Annotated in this window: 17 protein-coding genes; 11 read left to right on the forward strand and 6 right to left on the reverse strand. The window is 60.2% G+C overall.

The annotated features are described in order from the left end of the window. Positions 1-13: 13 nt before the first annotated feature. Complete coding sequence (locus tag M1L53_RS27095; RefSeq protein WP_261949307.1) at positions 14-361, reverse strand: hypothetical protein; 348 nt, start codon at positions 359-361, stop codon at positions 14-16. A 261-nt stretch (positions 362-622) separates the two neighbouring features. Beyond that, entirely contained in the window at positions 623-823 is a 201-nt protein-coding gene (locus M1L53_RS27100; protein WP_219469306.1) for a hypothetical protein, read from the reverse strand. A gap of 866 nt (positions 824-1,689) precedes the next feature. Here M1L53_RS27100 and M1L53_RS27105 point away from each other — a divergent pair. Beyond that, positions 1,690-2,912 (forward strand): IS3 family transposase gene (locus M1L53_RS27105; protein WP_397517567.1). Its coding sequence is split into 2 segments (ribosomal slippage): positions 1,690-2,002 and positions 2,002-2,912, totalling 1,224 coding nucleotides; the frame shifts between segments, so codons are not numbered across the junction. Between the two features lie 664 nt (positions 2,913-3,576). On the opposite strand, the gene M1L53_RS27110 is transcribed toward M1L53_RS27105, so the two are convergent. Both M1L53_RS27110 and M1L53_RS27115 read right to left on the reverse strand, forming a co-directional pair. Then, complete coding sequence (locus M1L53_RS27110; RefSeq protein WP_261949309.1) at positions 3,577-7,071, reverse strand: DEAD/DEAH box helicase; 3,495 nt, start codon at positions 7,069-7,071, stop codon at positions 3,577-3,579. Positions 7,072-7,123: 52 nt separating this feature from the next. Next, a complete protein-coding gene (locus M1L53_RS27115) occupies positions 7,124-7,888 on the reverse strand; it encodes a DUF1837 domain-containing protein (RefSeq protein WP_261949310.1) in 765 nt (254 codons plus the stop codon). A 325-nt stretch (positions 7,889-8,213) separates the two neighbouring features. Between M1L53_RS27115 and M1L53_RS27120 the strand changes: the two genes are divergently transcribed. Then, complete coding sequence (locus M1L53_RS27120; protein ID WP_261949311.1) at positions 8,214-8,933, forward strand: hypothetical protein; 720 nt, start codon at positions 8,214-8,216, stop codon at positions 8,931-8,933. A gap of 163 nt (positions 8,934-9,096) precedes the next feature. Here M1L53_RS27120 and M1L53_RS27125 read toward each other — a convergent pair whose 3' ends face one another. Next, on the reverse strand, positions 9,097-9,303 hold the full coding sequence (locus M1L53_RS27125; RefSeq protein WP_261949312.1) for a hypothetical protein: 207 nt from the start codon (positions 9,301-9,303) through the stop codon (positions 9,097-9,099). A 192-nt stretch (positions 9,304-9,495) separates the two neighbouring features. Between M1L53_RS27125 and M1L53_RS27130 the strand changes: the two genes are divergently transcribed. From M1L53_RS27130 to M1L53_RS27145, 4 genes are read left to right on the forward strand one after another with little or no spacing between them, the layout of a single operon-like run. Beyond that, positions 9,496-9,717, forward strand: coding sequence for a type II toxin-antitoxin system ParD family antitoxin (locus M1L53_RS27130; protein ID WP_261949313.1), 222 nt, complete (start codon positions 9,496-9,498; stop codon positions 9,715-9,717). Then, complete coding sequence (locus M1L53_RS27135) at positions 9,718-10,020, forward strand: type II toxin-antitoxin system PemK/MazF family toxin (protein WP_261949314.1); 303 nt, start codon at positions 9,718-9,720, stop codon at positions 10,018-10,020. Between the two features lie 28 nt (positions 10,021-10,048). Next, positions 10,049-12,016 carry a hypothetical protein gene (locus tag M1L53_RS27140; protein WP_397517568.1) on the forward strand — a complete coding sequence of 656 codons (1,968 nt, stop codon included), beginning with the start codon at positions 10,049-10,051 and terminating at the stop codon, positions 12,014-12,016. Beyond that, positions 12,016-12,813, forward strand: a complete 798-nt coding sequence (locus tag M1L53_RS27145; protein WP_058036895.1) for a hypothetical protein — start codon at positions 12,016-12,018, stop codon at positions 12,811-12,813. The genes M1L53_RS27140 and M1L53_RS27145 overlap by 1 nt, the downstream gene beginning before the upstream one ends. Before the next feature lie 128 nt (positions 12,814-12,941). On the opposite strand, the gene M1L53_RS27150 is transcribed toward M1L53_RS27145, so the two are convergent. Continuing rightward, the gene (locus M1L53_RS27150; RefSeq protein WP_003941261.1) at positions 12,942-14,012 is read right to left on the reverse strand and encodes a YhcG family protein; all 1,071 of its coding nucleotides are present in this window, start codon (positions 14,010-14,012) and stop codon (positions 12,942-12,944) included. A gap of 260 nt (positions 14,013-14,272) precedes the next feature. On the opposite strand from M1L53_RS27150, the gene M1L53_RS27155 reads away from it, so the two are divergent. From M1L53_RS27155 to M1L53_RS27175, 5 genes are all read left to right on the forward strand, one after another. Further along, positions 14,273-16,264: a cutinase family protein gene (locus M1L53_RS27155; protein WP_261949315.1), complete on the forward strand. Its 1,992-nt coding sequence runs from the start codon at positions 14,273-14,275 to the stop codon at positions 16,262-16,264. 291 nt (positions 16,265-16,555) lie between these two features. Continuing rightward, positions 16,556-17,077, forward strand: a complete 522-nt coding sequence (locus M1L53_RS27160) for a 2Fe-2S iron-sulfur cluster-binding protein (protein ID WP_261949316.1) — start codon at positions 16,556-16,558, stop codon at positions 17,075-17,077. Further along, positions 17,074-18,066: a xanthine dehydrogenase family protein subunit M gene (locus M1L53_RS27165; protein WP_024488117.1), complete on the forward strand. Its 993-nt coding sequence runs from the start codon at positions 17,074-17,076 to the stop codon at positions 18,064-18,066. The genes M1L53_RS27160 and M1L53_RS27165 overlap by 4 nt, the downstream gene beginning before the upstream one ends. Beyond that, the gene (locus M1L53_RS27170) at positions 18,066-20,186 is read left to right on the forward strand and encodes a xanthine dehydrogenase family protein molybdopterin-binding subunit (RefSeq protein ID WP_261949320.1); all 2,121 of its coding nucleotides are present in this window, start codon (positions 18,066-18,068) and stop codon (positions 20,184-20,186) included. The genes M1L53_RS27165 and M1L53_RS27170 overlap by 1 nt, the downstream gene beginning before the upstream one ends. Positions 20,187-20,264: 78 nt before the next feature. Further along, a complete protein-coding gene (locus M1L53_RS27175; RefSeq protein WP_261949317.1) occupies positions 20,265-21,278 on the forward strand; it encodes an aromatic acid exporter family protein in 1,014 nt (337 codons plus the stop codon). The last annotated feature ends 35 nt before the right edge of the window (positions 21,279-21,313 follow it).

The raw sequence follows: 21,313 nt of genomic DNA on the forward strand, positions 1-21,313 counted from the left end.
CCAAATAGTGCTTCTAGCTGGCGATTCCGTGTAGTTCGTGTGCGATTTCGTCTCCAAGTACGTGGCGTAGGTCGCCCCATCCGATCGAGATGGTGGTGGGCTCACCGAAGGACGTGGGGGTGACCTGTCGAGCGCTCACAGTGTGGCGGTAGAGGGCGCCGGCATCGATGCGGTTTCCGTCAAGATCGGTGTAGCTGGACGTACGAATTGTGATGGCGTCCGCGACAAAGTATTTCCCCTGATGTTCAAAGAGTTCTTGCCATCCGCGAGGTGGGGCGTAGACCCGCACCTCCTCGATACGCAACGCTGGGGCGTTGTCGTGAGTGTCCAGGCGTCGGGATGTCGTGTGCGATGTGATCATGCGATGACCGTAGTGGATGCGGCCCAGAAATTTCTATCCCACTTTTTCGAATCATCATGGGGTGCAGAATATCTGACCAGGGGCTACAGATTTCTGGTCCAAATCGTCACGAATTCTGTACAGCCTGTCCATGGCGATCAGGTATGTCTGAGTAACTCTGTACGGAAATGTTCGACCGGAATTCCGGTCGAAGATTTCCGTATCCTCCAGAAAGTCCGGGGGCCGCCTGTGTTGCAATGCTTCAATGGAAGCCAAAGAGCCTTAAGCGATTATACGGTGGGCGGCTGTGGTCACCGCCACTCCGGTGGCGATGATGGCAACAATGCCGGCTCCGGCGAGTCCCACGCTGGCGCAGGCAACAGAGGCAAGCATTGCGATGATCGCCCACCGCAAGGGGAGCCGCTGAGGGCGTGGAGCAGGATTGTTGTCCGCCGTGGCGCGGAAGGGTCGTAGGGTAGTCATTGTCGAGTTTCCTCTCTCTGTCAGATGGATGTCGGCATACGCGGTCCCCGGATTGCGCCCGGGGGCCGCACCTCGATCGAATTGCTCGCTGGCTGCGGCAGTGATCTGTGGTGGGCCGCTTCCAACTTTGTCCTCGAAGACAGTTCAGCGAGTGATGGACGACGGTCGTGTGAAGCAGCTCGCCGAGGTGCGCCTACGTCCAGCATTCGTAGCCAGGTCGGATCCAGCGCCGGAAGGGTCGGACCGCAAATTGCCTGAACGCAAATTTCGCCCGCCATCGACCCGACTGGTGACCTCGCGGGGTTCTCTCCTTCGGTTTGCTCTTTTGACATACTTTGAAGCGCAGACTCAGCTTCATCCAGGTCAGTCGCATGTGTCGAACAGTCGGCCCCTCGTGTGGGCCGGAGGTACCGATATCGGTTGGATTGATCTATTGGTCGAAGACACTCGGGACAACAAGGCACACGACGAGAAGACGACGTACCTCGACGCGCCGGCCAAGATGTTGGATCAGTTGAAGGGCTCAGTGAAAAGACTTGCCCGTCCGGAGAACGAACTCGTGGCTTTGCCCGGCGTGCAAAATCTGCCAACAAGTTTGAGCATTTCCATCTCCTCCACGAGGGCGGCCGCCGCGACCACGGAGCAAACGTCCGCTACGTTGTTCCGCGCGACGGCGAGGACTATTTCACTGTTCCGGTGGAGTTGTTTACACACGAATGGATCCATGTCCTGGAGGAATCTGAACTCGCATTGCTGCTTGTCTCGGCGTATCAATCCTCAGTCACGGGTGGATCGGGCCTTGACCCCGCGGGTTGGACACGCTTGATCCTGGTCTCAGACCAGGGAAAGCGAGAAGATCTAACCCGATGGCAAAGAAAAATTACTCCGACGAGTTCCGCCGCGACGCAGTCGCGCTGTACCGCGACACCGACGGCGCGACCGTAGCCGGGATCGCCGCCGACCTCGGCATATCCCACGGCTCCCTGACCACATGGCTGAGAAATGCGGGTATCACAATCCGCAGACCCGCCACCACCGCTCCGGGGCCCGGCACCGGCGAAACACCCGAACAGGAAGCCGCCAGGCTCCGCGCCGAGGTCGCTCACCTGCGAGCGGAGAAAACCAAGCTCGAAACCGAACGAGACATCCTGCGGTCGGCGGCAAAATATTTCGCCGGAGAGACGAACTGGTGAACCGCTTCCAGTTCGTCGCAGACCACTCCGACACCTACCCGGTGAAGCGGTTGTGCCAGGTCATCGGTATCGCCCGCTCGTCGTACTACGCATGGATCAACGCCGGGCCCGTGCGAGCTGCCCGCGCCGCCGCCGACTCTGAACTCGCCGAGAAGATCCGCGCCGTCCACACCGTGGACAACACCTACGGGCGGCCCAGGATCACCGCCGAGATCAATCACGGACAACCCGCCTGCCAGCGGGTCAATCACAAACGGATCGCACGGATCATGCGTGAGAACAACATCGAGGGCCTGCGGCTGCGCCGTAGGCACCGCACCACCATCGCCGAACCAGCCGACACTCCGTCGCCGGACCTGCTCCGCCGTGATTTCACCGCGACCGCACCGAACACCAGATACGTCGGTGACATCACGTATCTGCCATGCGGGGACAGTGAGTTCTTGTATTTGGCCACGGTGATCGACTGCTTCTCCCGACGCCTGGTGGGCTGGTCGATCGCCGACCATATGCGTACCGAACTCGTGGAGAACGCGCTCGAGGCCGCAGCTCGCACACGCGGCGGCCTTGCCGGTGCAGTGTTCCACGCCGATCACGGAAGTCAGTACACCTCAAAGGGTTTCGCGATGCTCTGCGCGAAGTTGGGTGTCGCGCAATCGATGGGAGCGGTGGGCACGAGCGCAGATAATGCCCTGGCCGAGTCGTTCAACGCGACACTCAAACGGGAGACCCTGCAAGGCGCAACCAGCTGGGAATCACCCCGGACGGCGAGGCTGGCGGTGTTCCGGTGGATCACCCGCTACAACACCCGACGCCGGCACTCGTACTGCAACTATCTCAGTCCCACCGACTACGAAAACGCTCACACATCCGATAGCCTGCAGCAAGCCGCGTAATCACAAACCCCGTGTCCAGTTTCCGGGGTCAAGGCCCATCATTCCAGATGACGAGTGAAGAACGCTTGAGGCGCCATGGTTTGAGTCCATCCGCATTCGATCGTCATCAATTCCTGTCATCCCTGGGGCTGCTTGAGGTCATCCCGCATGTCATGAGAACCAGCGCCGGTAAGATGATCGGCTACGAAAAACCCGAGCCACATCCCAGTACGGGGAAGGTGTCCAAAACGGGGTTGGTACCGCACACTTTGAACTTTTTGGCCGAAGGTTTCAAGGAGTTGGCTCTACCTGCGGCGTGTGGTGTTCTGGATGTGTAAGCCAGGCTTGAGGGTGTCTTCGTGTCCAGAATCGGTGGCGTCTATCCGATTCTCAGGGGCGGAGGCGGGCTCATCTTCAAGCGTGGCCAATCTGGCTACAGTTTCGTGCCTTTGCTCGAAGCCTGGACGACCGACGCCCGGAAGGTTTCATTTTTTGTGCATGATGTCTCTGTAATGGGAAGTGCTCCAACAGTATCGACGAAACCGGGCTGCGTCGTGTTCATTCTGAAGCAAGAAGGGTCCGACCAAAATATTTCGGCATACTTCAGACCAAAGGTTACGGAACTATAACGAGGGCCGATTCGAATTGAGTCGACGGAATGATGAGCTCCGGTTTGAAGGGGAGGTCACTGGTTTTGATCGAGCATGGAGAGGAGGAGATCGCGGGGGCCGCGGTAGTACAGCTCTATCGACGAGTCATTTGCGTTGCGGCGGGCGTACAGGACGCCCATTCGATCAGGGTTGATTTCGACGCGCGCTTCGCCCAGATAGGTGAATCCTGTTGACCACAGTTCGACCACGCCGGGGCCGAGGTCTGTTACGCGCAACCACGCCTTGGGGTGGGGTCTTTCTTCATCCCACTGGACGTCTTCGACATGTTCAATGTGAAATTCCCATGGGATGTTGTTTGAGTCACTTCTGGTTTTCGCGAATTGTAGCCAAGCGCTGTGTGTTTCGGTCGTCGGCCAGTCGGGACTGGAAACGAGTGATGAGGGCAGGTCTCGGATCCATTGACGCATAGTGGTGCTCGAATCGAAGGTTGACTCGATGGCTTCTACTGCCTTGATCGCTGCAGACCGGTGGTCAAATCCGGACCGGATGAGGATCGCTGCCTGTTGATTGAGTGTCCCGGTTTCGATGGCGGCTGTGGCTGTGCCGGTGAGCATCTCCGCAATTGGGTTCGCTTGTGCCGTCTCGTAAACCCGTGCGGCTTCCATCCCCCACACAAGCCTGTAGGAGAGATCTGCTTCTACGAACTGAACCACACTGTCCCGGTCGTCGGCGAGTTCTCCCAGCGGCCGGCCGCTTAACCAGTGAGCAAGCACTGACTCCCACTCCAGAGAAGTTTTGGGTTTGAATTTGTCGACTGCGAACAGTAGAGAAGCAATGTCAGTGATCAGGGTGATAGCGGAAGCTGAGTCACTCTGTGCAATAGCGTCTTCGGACAGAAGAATCTTGTCGACAACGTCGGCTGCGATCAAGCCCAGATCGAATCCGGTTGCAGCTCCCAGGCCGGCAAGGTACCAACCGCGTCGTTGTCTGGGTGTGGAGTTGTTCCAAATGAATAGAGTGCGGTTGGTGACCGCAGCACGTTGTGCGCCGGCCATTTCTGGCGTCAATCGTAGTAGTTGACGTTCCCATAGAGAATCGCGCAGCATGTCGATCAGGAGTTGTGTCACCTGATCTGGGTCAGATTCGTCCTCACCAATGATGCTGAGAATGCTGGTGTCGAGGAGGGCCAGGTTGTCGTTCCATGATTGTCGGGCTTCTTGCTCCTGTGCGGCTGTCTCGTCTTGTCTGACCGGAAGTGTCCAGTTCGAACCACCAGTGACGTAGTCGATAAAGGGTTGCACCTGTGCTGATCCGAAGGCGTGGAGCACTCGATTGATCAATGCTGCTCCCGCAGAGATCATCCCGGAACGCAACGTCTTGCCCGCTTGGCCAGTCGTCAATTGTCGCCACTGGCGTAGGTGGGATGCTTTCCTCACAAACATGGGGTAGAGCACCAGGCCCTCTGTATCGACGAACGCACGACCGGCGCGTCCTATGACATTGGAGAAGTCGGAACCGCTGAGCAAATTTCCTTCTCGATGAAGACCATGGAAGAGCACTACCGAGGCGGACAGATTCAGTCCCTGTGCAAGGGTCGGGGACGCTATGGTCACCTTGATGACGCCGTCGTGGAGGAGACGCTCGACTTCTTGTCGGAACGTACCTGGTAGTGCCGCGTGGTGAATCGCGACGCCGAGTTCGAGGCATTTGAGGATGGGGTGATCTGCGCCGAACCATTCAGTGCCCACGGAGCGAGCGTCGGCGAGGTCGACGCCGGCGGGAAGGATGGTGTCGATGAATCCCTGTTGATGCAGCTTGAAGATATGGTCGGCGTACGGTCCTACTCCATTGCGTTGAGGGCAGAAGACGAGTACCGACTGGCCTTCCTCGACTAAGCGCCAAGCGGTAGCGATGACGAGTTCCCGATTGTTGCTGGGAAACGCGTTTCTGCGCTTTCCGGTGGGTGCCTTTGCCTCGACGTACCGTGGGATGAAGGTTGTATGGCCGCTGCCGATCGTCATCGTCAAGCGTGCGTGATTCTGGTTCCATTGGACGAGACCGAATTTTTGCTGGGTGGGGCGCCACTTTTCACGGTGCAGGCCGGTGGGGTCGTCGTCTGTCATCCATGCGACGAAGTCATCGAGATCTTCACCCGAGGGAAATACTGCTGAGAGACACACGATTCGTCTGTTGTCGGCGTCATCGCGACGTAGTAGGCGCTGCACTTGCGCTTCGTAGCGAATTTCGCGTTCGGTGGGGCCGATCATGTGTCCCTCGTCAAGGATCACGACGCCGACGTCGTCGAGAACTGAGGGATCTGAGCGCAAAGCGAAGTCAAGTTTTTCGGGGGTTGCGACGACGATGTCGCTCGTTCGAAGCGCATCTTCGTCGATGTCGCTGGTTCCCATGCTTCCGTACAGTGACGAGACTCTTACCCCCAGTGGAGTGAAGGTTCGTTCCAAGATGCGTTCGGTCTGAGCGGACAGGGCTCGAAGGGGAGTGATGTAAACGGCTCTTCGGCCTTGAGCGAGGCACGCGAGAATGCTCAGTTCGGCGATACGAGTCTTGCCGGCGCTCGTAGGTAGAGAGATAACGAGATCGTTTGTGCCAGAGAAGATTTGTTCGACGACGTGGAGCTGGGATGGCCACAAGTCGATTTCTGATCGCTTGCGCACAAACAGCGATGTTACAAATGTTTTGCGGAGTTGTTTCCAGTCTCGTTGATCGGCTTCGGTATCGGCGGTTGCTGCCGGCGGCCGGCTGATGGGAATGTTCTTTCTGACGCTGGTTTCTCGGAGATCGCCGATCAGCCGGCGTGTAAGTCTGTAGATCCACCAGGGTCCGGGGGCGTTGATGTCGCTTGCTGCCTGCTCCCCGCTCGCGAGGTCTGCTATCGCTGCTTGTAGCAGCGGCTCCTGGCCATAGGCAATTGCAAAGAGAGCGCTGGAGACAGCGGACATGTAGTGCTCGCTCAGTAGGGCAACGATAGGTCCCACTTCGGATACTGCGTTCTCGATCTCTGCGCCGGCGATCTGGGTCGGATCTGCCGTGAGAGTGACTATGTCGGCCGGGTTCCCTCGGAGAGCTTGAAGTAGTGCGTCATCGGAGAAACTAGGTGAGGTCTTCAGCAGTCTGGTGCGTTCTTCGATTTGTCTGGGTTTCCGCAAGATCAGATCGGCGAGGGTGGCTTCCATTGGGGTCATACGTCCCGACTGGATGCTGGCGTCGACGAGTGAGTACGCGCGAGCCGCAAAGTCTCCGAGGTGACTTGCAGCTCCGGCCATCAATCGGTGGAAACTGAGGTCCGCGGATGGTGCTGCGTTGCGGGTGGCAGCCTCCAGCGCATACGAGGCCTGGATGAATCCGCGCCGCGCCAGGCCAAGCTGTTCCGTCCGAGTCGGTTCTTCAATCTCAGTGCTGGGCGCGTCGAGTAGATCGATGCTGGTCGAGATGAGTGCGTAGCTGTAGTTGAGGAGGTCGTTGTCGAGAAAAGGTTCGAAGCGTGGTGAATCTGCCGGCAGAGCGCCATCGCGGCGGATACTGGCCTGTGCTTGCCCTTGTGCAAGCATGTTTTCTTGAGATGCGAGTGCTGCTTGCATGCTTGTGACGAGTTCTTCCGTTTCACGGAGCAGAAGAGGGGGCCTGCTCGTATGCCGCTGTGATGAACCTCTGATGGGCAGTCACTCGCAAAATCAGGGCGAGTTGTCGTATGGGGCCGCTGTAGCCGGTGAGGTCAGTCGTGACGTGCTTGGTGGGGTCGTTTTGCGTGAACAAAAACATCAGGTGCAGCACCATGTCGGGACGAATCCCACTGGTTAATTGGTGATCCATCACTGCAAGGCCAAGCGTGCGATTTCCGTCGGCGATGAGCCGTGTCGCAAACTGGGTGAGGGAGTGCTGCGATGGAAGTCCGGACTCTCTCAACAGGCCTTTACGCGCTTCTTCGACGGTTTTTTCATAGATGCGGGTACGACTCTTTGCCTCGCCTTTGGCGAGTTGAAGGCCTGAGGTTGGATCGATTCGTGCTCCGAGTACGTCGTCACCGCGCATCGCCCATGTGGGGTGATCGCGGTGCTCAAGCCTACTGGGCCCAACTGTGTAGTTGAGCTCTTCTTCGAGGTAGGAGGTTGCGAGAATTTCGCCCATATCGCCGGATCTAGAGCCGGCGTCGCCCGGAAAGAGATTTTGCAGGAACCTCGCAACGCCGGGTTTGCCGAGGCTTTGTGCGATGGCAGCCAAAGTGTTTGTGTTCGTGTACTTTTCAGCCAAGGTTGCGGCCACGGCTGAGATTCCGTCGTCATCGTTCTTGGAGACGAGGACGCCGGAAGTATGGCCATTGATCACCACGAGTACTTCGGGATCGCACCAGCTGTCGAATTGCGTCACGTGCAGCTTCCCTTTGTCGGGTGTACTTCGTTCTGAACATCTGTGACATTAACCGACCGAGTGCCCTGCAGTTGCCAACCGTCCACGCTGCGTTTTTGGGCGGCGGGCAAGGATGTGATGCCCCTGCCCCCGGCACCGCGAGGGCCAGGGGCATCTGGGGTTGGCGCCTTGGCTGTCGCTGTGATTCGGAATAACGTGCACTGCAATGTATTTCGGCTCCTCTGGATTGATCGGATGGGGGGTTCCTGATATGTTTGTGAAGTCCTTTTAGTGGCGGTGCCTGACCAGCCTGCCGATTCGATCACCTGGGAAGGGTGGTTTTCTGATGACTGTTCTTGATGTGCGTGCGGATTCTGCTGTGACGGCTCCTGTGCTCGATGGAGTGGAGGTGCTTGAGGTGCTGCCCGCCGCGTTGGTGTCCGGCTTTCCCTCCGAGGGTGCGTGGTCCGAGGTAGTTGATGAGAGCGGCGATGTGCTCGCTGCAGGGTGGTTTTCGATTGACGCGGAAGTTTCTACGCCCGAGTCGGACAGGGCGGTGTTGGTTTCTCCGCAGTCGGCTGTGCCAGGCCCGAAGTTGCTGTCGGCGTGGGCAGGTTCCGTGCGGCCCTCAGAGGTCCGCGCGGCAGCTGTAGCGCCTGGATGTGCGCCTGCATGGTTCGGGCAGTACGTATCCCCTGTGCATGAAGCTCAGCGTGTTGTGGTGCAGTTGGAGGCCGAGCGTGAGAAGTGCGCAGTTCTGGAGCGTGCGCAGGGTGAGTCCGTGCGTAAGCATCAGGAGTGGATCGAGAACTTGAATGATCTGGCGATCGAATGGGCCGATGACAACAGTTTGTGCGAGCAATTCGATCGGTTTATGGAAGAGAACGGGTTGCGAGGGCGTGAGCGTGACCATGAGGTAGAGGTGACCGTGACTGCAACGATGACAGTGACGGTGCGCGGTGTTTCGCAGCGCGATGCTGAGGAGCGAATTGATTCCGACGATATTCGTGAGCACATCAGCGGCCATCTCTCGTATCTGGATTTCGACTACGCGTTGGCCGACTAGGCAGGGGAGAGGTGAGGCCGGGGAGCGCGCAGCGCCCGGCCTCACCTCGATCCATTGGTGAGCGGAAGAGGGGAGCGCGCAGCGCGAGTGTGTTTCTGTTGGTATTTGGTGTGAGTTTCGTTGGTACGTAAGCACTTCAGGACCCAGCGCAGCGGAGGCCGTGTCAGTCATAGGTTGGCTTGGCGGTGCCTGGTCCGAGTGGCAGATCCACGATAGTGACGTCCGCGCTGTGCGGGCAGCGGACGGAATGATCGCGTATGCCCGCCGCTGCGGTACTGGCACCGAAGAGTTGCCCACCGTGTTCGCGGTCTTGCGCTCCGATGCACATCGCTTGGCCGACGCGTTGGGCGTCGATTTTCGGTGATGCCACACGCAATGGGGAGGGGCATTTTCGCCGCCGAGTTGTACGGCACCGGGTAATCGGGGCGCTGACGGCCCGGCAGTCCCCGGACGTTCGGCCGGCAGTCCCCGGCACCGGGAGTGTCAGGGGCGGTGGTTGCAAGGAGATGAGTGGATGTGGGAGCGGTACCGGTTTACATCCCAATTCGGTATCATGATGGTTATGAGTACGCAGATCGCGGTACGGCTGCCTGAGGACATCGTGGCGTTTCTCGACAGTGAGGTCAGTGGCGGGCGCGCGAAAAGCCGTGCACAAGTCGTGCTTCGAGCGTTGGAGCGTGAGCAACGTCGGCAGCTGGCGGTCCGTGACGTGGAGATCTTGTCCGACGGCGCCGGAACGAGTAGCGATGTGAATATCGCTGCCGCGCACGGGAGGAAGATCTGAGTGCGGCCGATCCATGACGCGCACCTCGGAGATCTTTGTCCGGTGTTGGTTCTGACGAGAGAGTTGGTTCGGCCTCATCTGGGGACGGTTACGGTTGCTCCTATTCGTTCGGAGGGGCGGGGGTTGTCGACGGAACTGAGTCTGGGTGAAGGCAACGGCGTGGAGGACGGATCTGTTGTCGACTGCGACGGGGTAACGACGATCCCCGTGTCCGCTCTCGGTGCGAACCGAGGATTTTTGCTGCCGGTTCAGGAAGTGTTGTTGAGCAGGGCGTTGCGATCAGCATTCGATCTCGAGTCATGAGGGCATCAGTAGCGGGGATGGGGCAGCTGTGGCGGTGAAGAAGTGGGAGCAGATCCCCCTGTTCGACCTCGATCCTCCTCCGGTGCCCGAAGTCCATGGCGAGGGTCCTGAGCTGGATTCTGAACCAGCACTCTTCGATCTCGACGAAGCCGCCTCGGCCCTGGAATCCGAAACTGGCGTGGACACCGCTTCGCAGGTTACGGCAGACCGCGCCGACGCGGACGCAGACGTCGAACCAGAAACCGGCGAAAGCGCCGATGCCGACCGTCAAGGTGAGGACTCGGCGTCGCCCGTGTCGTCGATCTCGGACACTGAACCCGTTGTCTCCCAAGACAAGCCCATTGCCGATAAGGAGCCGGAACCTACCCAGGCGTTCGAACGGGGCGCAACCGAACCCGCCGCTCTACCTCCCGCCGGCGAGGCAGCAGACGGCCACGCCGTCATTGTCACGGCAGCTGGCACCTACACACCATCCGGCCACACGCTCACCGGCCCAGTCGATTCCATCGAAAAACTCGACAAACTCATCAGATGGGCAACGCTCACCCCGCTGGGCGCACCGGCACAGATCTGGATAGTCGGAATCGAAGCCTGCGAAATGCTCGGATGGATCATCGACCCAGGCAGCGAAGATGACGTCGACGACATGGAAATCCTCCGCACCCGCGCTGCCGAAGAACTCACCGCGATCCTCCACGCCACGCTGACTCCAATGCTGACCGCAGGATGGGAACTGCGCGGAGAACCCGGCCACGTCGTTCACCTCTCCCGCACCACCGGGAACTTCACATCCATGGTCGACATTTTCATCGAACCTTACGTGTGGACCTACTGGAACAAAGACTTCGGATGGGGCAATCGCGTGGGGGACATGGGAATTCTCGGATCGCCCACCGCCGGAACCTACCTCCCCGACGACGACCTCCCCGCTGCGCAGGAACTGGGACGCCGACTCGCCTGGTGCGCACAACACCTCGGCGTGCTACCCGGCCCCACCCCAGCGCGCACCGGCGCCGCCATCGTCGACAAGATCAAACGCGACCGCACCCGCAGCGGTAAAGGAATCGTCGTCACTGTCGGTGGACCGGTCCCACCGCTGGACGGCGAACCCCGCGGAGATCTCGAACCTGCCCTCGGATGGACCCGCATCCCGGACCTCGAAGAACTTTCCGACGCAACACAACTGGTATCGATAGACCAACGAGCTGCGTACCTCGCTTCCGCTGGCATGCTCGAATTCGGCTACGGAAAACCTCGACATCTTCGCGGCGAGAACGCGCTCGACGCTGCGCGGCAATCGAAAACCCCGTTCGGACTCTGGCGTGTAACCCTCCCACCGGGTGACATGCTGGCGCTCCCACCCGCTCTACCGTTGCCTCACCCACACATGCTCGCCGACCAACCTGTGCAGACCTGGATCACCACCGTCAGCCTCGATGCACTTCAAACGTCCATCGCCGATGGCGGAATCGGCGCAGAACTCGACGACCTCGACATCGCAGAAGCGTGGGTCTACCCGCAGCAAGGTCGGGCCCTCGACAAGTGGGCGAAATTCTTGAGAGAGGCCCGCAAAGTTGCCGTCGACACAGGCGACACAGCAATGAAACGGTTCATCGGCGCCTGCTACAAGGGTTACATCGGCCGAATGGTCAACCCCGACATGTGGACCGCCAAACAAATGCAACACCATCACCAACCGCTCTGGCGAGCAGCGATCATCGCACACTGCCGCTGGCGAGGCCGCCGCGTCGCGATGCGCATCGCACGCGAAACCGGGCGTTGGCCACTGCGCACGGTCACTGATTCCTGGGTCTACCCCCTGCCCCCGGGCATCGACATCGCAGACGAGAGTGACGCACTCGGGAAAATGACTCTGGAAAAGAGCGCCCCGCTCACCGAAAACATAACCGTCATGCTGACCGACGCACGCGACACCCACGAGATCAACCTCGCACTCAAAGCTGCGTTCACCGACGAAGATGAAGGAAACATATAGTGGCCCTGCATCTTCCGAAACCGCGATCAACCAAACCCGCACAGAAGACCGTCGGCTTGGACGGACTCAACGTATCCGTCTCGACAGCAGCGACCAGTGGTGTCGAAAAATCGAAATCGGTCAAAAGTGGGGGATTGGCCGGACTCACCAGCAAAGTCTCCGTACGCCAGCTCCGTACCGAAATCGGCAAAGAAGGCCTACGGCAAGCAGCTGTCGACGCCGGAAGAAAGCCACCCTCTGACCGAACACTGCGCCGCTGGGCGCAGCAAGGACGAATCCCACACCCCGACGTCACCGAACGCGCCAGGCGGCGAGCCGCCATCGAACGCCTCGGCGGAATCGACGCTGTCGCACAGAAAATCGGCCGTTCACGATCAGCGGTCTCACGCTACCGTTCCGGCGAAACGAACGAACTACGCGCTGACGCGAAAAAGAAACTCAAAAACGTCAAAGCTCGCGACATCATGGACCGCGCCGGCGTCCTACGACCCGACGGACAACCCAAAAAGGCCACCATCCGAGTCCGCGGGGGAGTGTCCGTCCGCAACGGCTCCGAAGAAGGTTACGACTACCGAGTGCGTACCCTCGACTTCGCGAACTCCGACAGCCCCTTCAGTCTCGACGAAACACGAGAACTCGCCATGGCTTTGGCAGGCGACGATCATGCCCGGGTGGTTGCCATCCTCGAACGTCACGCCACGATGGATTACCCTGAAAACAAGGGATTCGACCAGTACGGCGACACTTTCGGATTTCACTTCGATTCCATCGAATCCGTCCACATCGACTGGACATAGAACTGCCCTGCTCCTCGACGCACCGGGCGGGACCAGGCATCGCGTTCGCAGACCCTCGTGCGAAACACCGGTAGCGATCTCGGCACCAGAGGATATGTCGGCCAGGTTCGAAAATCGAATGGCGCCTCTCAGCCGGAGTTGTCAGGTTTGACGGGCAGTTGGGAGTCGAGTTCGGAGACAGTGGCTTCCACAGCTGCCGCGATCTCGTCGTCGGTAGGGACGAGATCGCGAACCTGGGAGGGGAGCGTCTCATAGGTGTAGTCGGCTACGGCGAGGGGTGCAGTTGTCCCGGCAAGTGAATACCGGACGACGTTGTCGTTGCGGCCGGCGCAGAGCAAGATTCCCACAGTCGGGGCGTGGATGTCCTTGTTGCGGAGGTTGTCGTCGATCCACGAAACATAGAAGCCGAGCTTCCCGACATACTCCGGCTCAAACCTGCCTACCTTCAACTCGACGACGACGAACCTCGCTTGCACCCAGTTGAAGAACAGCAAGTCGATATAGAAATCCTGATCACCGACCTCGAAATGGTACTGGCGTCCAACAAAAGCGAACCCGTGTCCCAGTTCGAGGAGGAACTGCTCCAGCCGACGCATCAGCGCGGACTCCAGCTCCCGCTCCGCGACACGTTCGGTGATGTCGAGAAAATCGAAGACGTACGGGTCACGCACCAATTGCTGAGCGAGATCGGAATCCTCAGCCGGAAGATGGTCCTGAAAATTCGACGGTGCCGCACCGATCCTGCGCCGTAAACCGCTGTTGATCTGATTTTGCAGCACATTGCGCGACCACCCGTGTTCAGCAGCCGTTGATGCATACCAGTCGCGGTCGGACTGGTTATCCAGCTTGTCGAGCAATACCGTCACATGACCCCACGGCAATTGGCCAACAGGTTGTTGGCCAATTGCATCGCGCCCCCAGATGCTCGCCATCTGCCGCATGTACTTCAGATTGGTCCGCGACAACCCACGCATGTCGGGAAAGGCCGATCGAAGATCGACGGCGAGCCTGTCGATCACCTTTGAACCCCAGCCCTCGGCCTCTTGACGCTGCACAATCGCGTGCCCTATGTCCCAATACAGACTGAGCAGTTCGGTGTTGACGATTCGGGTGGCGCGAACTCGCGCTTGCCGAACTTGCGACTTGAGATGGTCGAGAAGCTGGGCGTAGTCGGCGGGCAGTTCGGCTGGAGCATTCACCCATCCATCTTTACCCAGCGCTTGCTGGGAACGCCCACCGGACATGCCCCCACTGGACACCTCAGCCCGCAGGAACGGCGACTCGGGCGTGCGCGCTAGACGCAGGATCACCCGGCCCTCGCACAGCTCAGTTCTTCACAGGGCGCATTGATCGGAGTGAATACGTCCAGCACCATAGCGGCCCTCACCTGAAATCGGGCGCGTCAGGCCTGTCCGCGCGCGGACAGGTACATCGTGTTTGCTGGTAGAGAAAGGTTCTCATGCCGTTCCTAGGTTCGACCATCCGCCGTCCGGTATGCATGCTGATGACGGCAACAGTCGTCGCAGCCTCCATCGCTTTGATGTCGCCGGGCATTGCGTCCGCCCAATCAAACGGATGCTCGAAGACTTTCAACCTGTTCATCCCCGGAACCTGGGAAACCGCAGAAGACGCCGATCCCTCGATCGCGGTCGGTATGCTCAAACCGATCGCCCACAGCATCGCGGACACGAACGGTAGCGCGGCACAGGTCCACACTCTGCCGTACATGGCCCGAGCCTTCGACAACGGAAAAACCTACGCAGACAGCAAATCTGATGGTTTGACGAGGGCGAAGGACGTGATCGCCGAGATCGCAACGAAATGCTCCGACACCAAATTCACCATCACCGGCTATTCCCAGGGCGCGGACATCGCAGGTGATCTTGCCTCTGAAATCGGCAACGGCTCCGGCCCCCTCAAGGCAGAGCAAGTCCTCGCGGTCGGGCTTCTCGCCGATCCCGGTTCCGGAACGAACGGCGAAGCAGTCATCGGCCCGAAGCCGTCAGGAAAGGGGATCGCCGATCCGCGGCCGCAGGGCATGGGGAAGCTCTCGGGCCGGGTCGCGTCGATCTGCGATCCGAAAGACCTCTACTGCTCGATCCAAAAAGGTTCGAGCCCGCTGCTCGGATCGCTGGGTTCAGTGCTCACCAAAGCTCCGAGTGCTGGAGTTGACGGCCAGGTAGGCGACAATTCACACCTGGCCACCGCGCTGGCGTCGGATTTCTCCCAAGCCGACCTTCCCAGCCTCGCCACAGCCACTGGCAATCTGACCAGTGAACTCTCGAAGACGGACGGCACAGTCGACCTCGAGAAGGTCGCCTCCAGCGCGAGAACGCTGGCGAACACCATCAGTCCGCTCGCGGAACTACTCGGCTCCGGTGCCGCCAATCCTGCGGCGAACGGGCAGCTCGCTGCAGCTCCCGCCGGAACAGCCGAAAATAATGCCGGCCACGTTCTAGACAAGGCCGGAGAATCTGATCTCAGCAGTGCGCTCTCGACAGTGACCGCGATCGCCGACACCGCGAGCACGCTCGCCAGCAAGGGCTCCACGACGCTGCCAGCTTCATCTCCGGACCTGACCTCCCTGTCGACCGCTGCTGGCACCCTCGACCGCCAGATCGCCCCACTCGCCACGACACCGAGTGACGTCCTCGGATCTGCCTCCGGAGTCCTCTCCTTACTCAAACCCACAGTGGTCGTCAACCAAGTCCTGGGCGTCGCCACCGGCTTCACCTCCCTGGATATGCCTGCGATCCTGGCGAACCTGAACCTTCTTCCGCAGAAGGTCGCAGCGCTCGACGCCCACGGTGCCCACAAGGTCGCAGGGGATCTGAACAACCAGTTCTCCCCATTGGTGAAGATGGCCGCCGGCGTCGATCTGAAATGGGTCTCACAGGTCCTGTCGGCAATCCCGGATCCGTCCGGCTACTCACAGGTCGCCGCGCTCGTCGCGTCGATCCTGGGAGGAGTCGACATCATCAACCTGGCAAACCTCGTCGGCCGTGTGCAGGAAACCGCTTGGGCCGCAGTCGAGAAGCTGCTCCCACCGCCAGGACAGCTCCCCGACCCGCTCGGGGCCGGAGCCACCATGACCGGCCTCGTCCCAGTCGGACTCGAACTCGCCACGGTCGCGGTCAACATGCTCGCCGGCAAAGCTACGAAGACTGATCCGACATTGCTCGGCAAGCAGGCCTCGACGGCCGCGACCACCGATTCCGCTCAGACACAGAATCTGGAACTCTCAGCACTGGCTAATTCGTTGACCGCCATGGCCAGTGCACAAGGCGCCAACGACCCTGCATCCTTAACAGGGGAGGGGCTCGACGCAGCGTCCTTCTTCGCCTCCGGGGCACACCAGAACTACAACTCTCTCGTCGTCGACAACGCTGGCCGCAACGCGATCCAGTGGATCTCGGACTGGCTCAATCTGCAGATCGGACGCGCAGCATGAGCCGGTAACCCGCCCTCACTCCGACATTTCGAAGAAAAAAATCTAACGATCGACCCCTCCTGGAGGGGCGGGGCGGGCCCGCGTGGCCAGTCCCCACCGCCGATCGAACCCACCTCCCCAATATGACGAAGTAGCACATGTCCCAGATGGGGGAGATCGCGATACTGCCGAAGCGGGTGAGGTGTAGCGGCGGTGTGTACGAGTGCGATCTAGTCGCGATCTTGCAAACGCCGCCTCGTCAGATCGTGACGCTACCCGTTTGAGTAATCCGGAGCTGGGTAGGTGCTCGTCATGGAGTCTTCGCGAATCGATGCCGAGATCACGTTGATGGTAGACGGCAGCAGCCACACCCTGACGGTCGACACTCGAACCACGCTGCTCGACGCGCTGCGGGATCGCCTCGGCGTGACGTCCCCGAAGAAGGGTTGTGACCACGGGCAGTGCGGATCGTGCACGGTCCTCCTCGACGGGCGGCGCGCCGTTACGTGTTTGACGTTCGCCGTGGCACAGGACGGCGCACAGATCACCACGGCAAACGGTTTGGCGGGCCACGACGGTCTGCATGCCGTACAACAAGCCTTTCTCGACCAGGATGCGCTCCAGTGCGGGTACTGCACCCCGGGACAGGTGTGCTCGGCAGTGGGGATGCTCGACGAGGTGAAGGCCGGGCACCCCAGTCATGTCACGGAGGACCTCGATGCTGACCCGGATCTGGACGACGCCGAGATTCGAGAACGCATGAGCGGGAATCTCTGTCGCTGTGCTGCGTACGGCAACATCGTCGCAGCGATTCGACAGGTAGTGCAGTCGTGATGCCGTTCGAGTACCGACGCGCCGAGGATGTCGACGGCGCGTTGGCCCTGGTGACTGAAAACCCCGGCGCCGCCTTTCTCGGAGGCGGTACGAATCTGGTCGACCGTATGAAACTCGGCGTGACCAACCCGCGCATGGTGATCGATGTAAGTCGGCTGCCCCTCGCCGGAGTGGAGATGCTTCCGGATGGAGGAGTCCGCATCGGCGCGACAGTTCGAAACAGCGATCTCGCAGCCCACCCCGTCATCCGCCGCCGATACGCGGTGCTTGCTCGCGCTCTCCTGGCCGGAGCTTCAGGGCAGCTTCGTAATGCCGCGACAACAGCCGGCAATCTGATGCAAGCTACCCGCTGCGTCTACTTCCAGGACGTGACAACTCCGTGCAACAAGCGGGAACCCGGATCTGGTTGCTCCGCCGTCGGCGGCCACGTGCGCTACCACGCAATCCTGGGGGCTTCCGACAAATGCATCGCCGTGCACCCGTCCGACATGGCGGTCGCGCTGGCTGCGTTGGACGCCGTGGTCGTCGTAAGGGACCGCCGTGGCGAGCACAACATTCCTGTCAACGAATTCTACCGTCTCCCTGGAGATTCACCGGAACATGACACAGTTCTGAAACCCGACCAGTTGATCGTTGCAGTGGAGCTGCCCGTGCCTGCACCGGCGGCGCTGTCGACGTACGTCAAGACACGCGATCGCGCCTCCTTCGCTTTCGCTCTGGTTTCGGTTGCCGCTGAGATCGAACTCGAAAACGGTATTGTCGCGGGCGCCCGAATCGCCATCGGAGGCGTGGCGCACCGCCCCTGGCGCGCGTACAAGGCGGAAGAGGTCTTGCTGGGATCCCCGCCTACCGAGGAAGTGTTCGTGCAAGCCGCAGATGCCGAGTTGGCGAACGCGAACCCACAGTCGGGCAATGCTTTCAAGATTCCCCTGACACGCGGCGTCATGGTTTCGGTGCTGAGGTCACTCACCACCGGAGGGCCGACGTGATGAGGATGATCGAACCGGGCTACCTGGGAAATCCGATGGAGCGTCTCGACGGGTCCGCGAAGGTCACGGGGACGGCGCTCTACGCGTTCGAACATCCCGTGGAGAATCCCACCTACCTGCACGCCGTCCAGGCGACGGTTGCGCGTGGCCGCGTCGTCAGCATGAAAACGGAACTGGCAGAGGCACTTCAGGGTGTCGTCGCCGTGATCACCGTTTTCGATGCCCCACGCTTGGCGGATACCGAAGACCGAGAGCTGTCCGTACTCCAGGACCCAGCCGTCCACTTTCGCGGACAATTCATCGGTGCTGTGATTGCCGAAACACCCGAGACAGCCCGTCATGCAGCCGGGTTGGTACAAGTCGAGTACGACGAACTCCCTCATGATTGTGAGCTACGAGCCGATCGCGACGACCTCTACGCCCCGGAGGACGTCAACGGATTCGCGACCGACACGACCGACGGCGATGTCGAGTCGGCATTCGTGGCTGCGGATGTGACGATAGATCAGACCTACACCACTCCACTCGAACACAACAATCCGATGGAACCGCACGCCTGCATTGCAATCTGGGAGGACGACGCCGAGGGTGGGCGGGCGTGCGTCACCCTGTACGACTCTACTCAGGGCGTTCATGTCGTTCGCGAGACCCTGGCGCCCATGTTCGGGCTCGAACTCGAGCAGATGCGAGTCGTGGCGCCACATGTCGGCGGAGGGTTCGGTTCGAAGGGATCACCTCACGCGCACAACGTATTAGCGATTCTTGCTGCCCGCAGGACGGCTGGGCGACCTGTCAAGTTCGCGCTCACGCGGCAGCAGATGTTCGCGATCGTCGGATACCGCACATCCACCATTCAGCACCTGCGCCTCGGTGCGAACTCCCACGGTCTTCTGACGGCGATGTCCCACGACGTAATCGAGCAAACGTCGAAGATCAAGGAATACGCGGAACAGACTGCTGTTGTCACCCGGATCATGTACGCCACACCTAATCGCTCTACCTCGCACCGGGTTGCAGCCCTCGATGTTGCAGTCCCGTTCTGGATGCGTGCCCCGGGCGAGACTCCGGGTATGTATGCGGTCGAGGTAGCGATGGACGAGCTTGCCGTAGCTTGTGGCCTCGACCCGATCGAACTTCGTGTTCGGAACGAACCCGAAGTGGATCCGGAGAGCGGAAAACCTTGGTCAGGGCGGAATTTGATCGACTGCATGTGCGCAGGCGCGGAGAGATTCGGGTGGAAAGATCGGAGTCGGCGTGATGGACGACGTCCGGTGCGTGGTGGTCTCAGTCCGGACGGCAACTGGATGGTGGGTACCGGCATGGCAGCGGCAACCTATCCGGCAATGACGAACCCCGGTTCGAAAGCGCGCATCGTCTTCGGAGCCGATCGAATTTACACTGTTCAGATCGGGGCGGCCGACATTGGCACGGGAACCTGGACCGCTCTGACTCAGATCGCCGCCGATGCTCTCGAATGCCACATAGAGGAAGTTCGGCTCCAAATCGGCGACACCACATTCCCTTTCGCCACAGTTGCCGGTGGCTCCGCCGGTATCTCGTCGTGGGGCTCTACTATCGTCGCGGCTGCCCGTCAGTTCCGCGCGGAACACAGCGCCACTCCCCTTGCCGGCGTGGAGACGACAACTGAGACGCCGGCGAATCCGGACGAGGACGTTTACTCCATGCATTCATTCGGTGCTCATTTCGTGGAAGCGCGCGTACATCGCGAGACCGGCGAGATCAGGATCCCCCGGATGCTCGGTGCATTCTCGATCGGACGCGCAATCAATGCAAAAACGCTTCGCTCACAGCTCATCGGAGGAATGACGATGGGATTGTCGATGGCGTTGCACGAGGAAAGCTTCCGGGACAACAGGTTCGGCCACGTGATGACTCACGACTTGGCGAGCTACCACATCAGCACAAACGCGGATGTGCAAGACATCGAAGCCTTCTGGCTCGACGAGACTGACGCACACGTCAACCCGATGGGATCGCGGGGCGCCGGCGAGATCGGGATCGTCGGGGCAGCAGCCGCTGTTGTCAATGCTATCTACGATGCTACCGGTGTGCGGGTACGCGACTTGCCGGTAACAGCGGACAAGGTCCTGTTCAGATGAGTCTTCGGACGACCGTAGAAGGTTAAGGAGCAAGCAATTCTCGAGCATCCCCTCATTCAGCGATGTGAAAGCATAGGCTTGATCACAGCTCTGAAAGGCGCAGTCGCCGTAGTCATCGCGTGGGTGATCGCGAACAGCGTCTTTCATAGCCCTGAAGCATTTCTCGCTCCGTACGCTGCACTCTTCATCATCGGGAACACCGTGCGGAACTCGATGCGGGTGGCCGCCCGTCAGGTCAGTGTGGTCGTCCTCGGAGTTGTTGTGGCCGCCGTCGCGGCGGTGACCCTTCCGGCCGTCGCTGCATTGGCCATCGCAACGGGTGCAGGAATACTCGTCGGCCGCATTCCGCGGTTGTCGCCTGACGGGATTTGGGTCGCCGTCACCGCCGTATTGGTCCTTCTGTACGGAACAGCAACCAACCCGTACTTGGTAATGCACCGCATTGGTGACGTAGTGCTCGGAGTATTCGTGGGCATCGCGGTCAATGCCGTGTTGGTGCCGCCGGACTATCTCTCCGACGCCAGAGACCTCTTGGTGGCACGTACGCATGAGGTCGCGGACATTCTCCGACAGATGGCCGCGGACGTGAAAGCCAGTGCTGGAACACAGGGTTCATGGCGTCAACGCGCTCTGTCGGTGAACAAATCCGTTGCCGCGGAGACCGCGGTGATGGACGGTGAAGCCAGCCTGGTCGGAAACTTTCGCAAACGTGGGTGGTTGCGTATAGGAGGATCCGAGGTGTTTCGCCCGGCCGCCGAAGCACTCGATCGAGCAGCGCTACATCTCATGGGCCTGATCCTTGCCGTCGAGGACGGCGATTTCAACGAGAACGGGAGTTTGCAAAGTGCCGTCTCGGAGTTGCTCGAAGCGATGGCCATAGCCTTTGCCGATGCGGGAAGAGGTCCGGTGCACGACCCTACCGACCATCGTTCCGTCACGACCTTGCCCCTTGCCCGTGAAAGATTGACCGCACTCGAAAAGCTCGTGCAGCAGGGAACAGTGACAACGTCCGTCGCACCTTCGATAGTTCTCTCCAGCCGTGGGTTACTTGCGGCGCTCGCTGTCCTCGATCGAGAGGAGTACGGAAGCTAGGGGAGTCTCGACCGAGTTTCGACACCCCGCTCACT

It is taken from the genome of Rhodococcus sp. T9N (assembly GCF_024436645.1).
Classification (GTDB): domain Bacteria; phylum Actinomycetota; class Actinomycetes; order Mycobacteriales; family Mycobacteriaceae; genus Rhodococcus_F; species Rhodococcus_F qingshengii.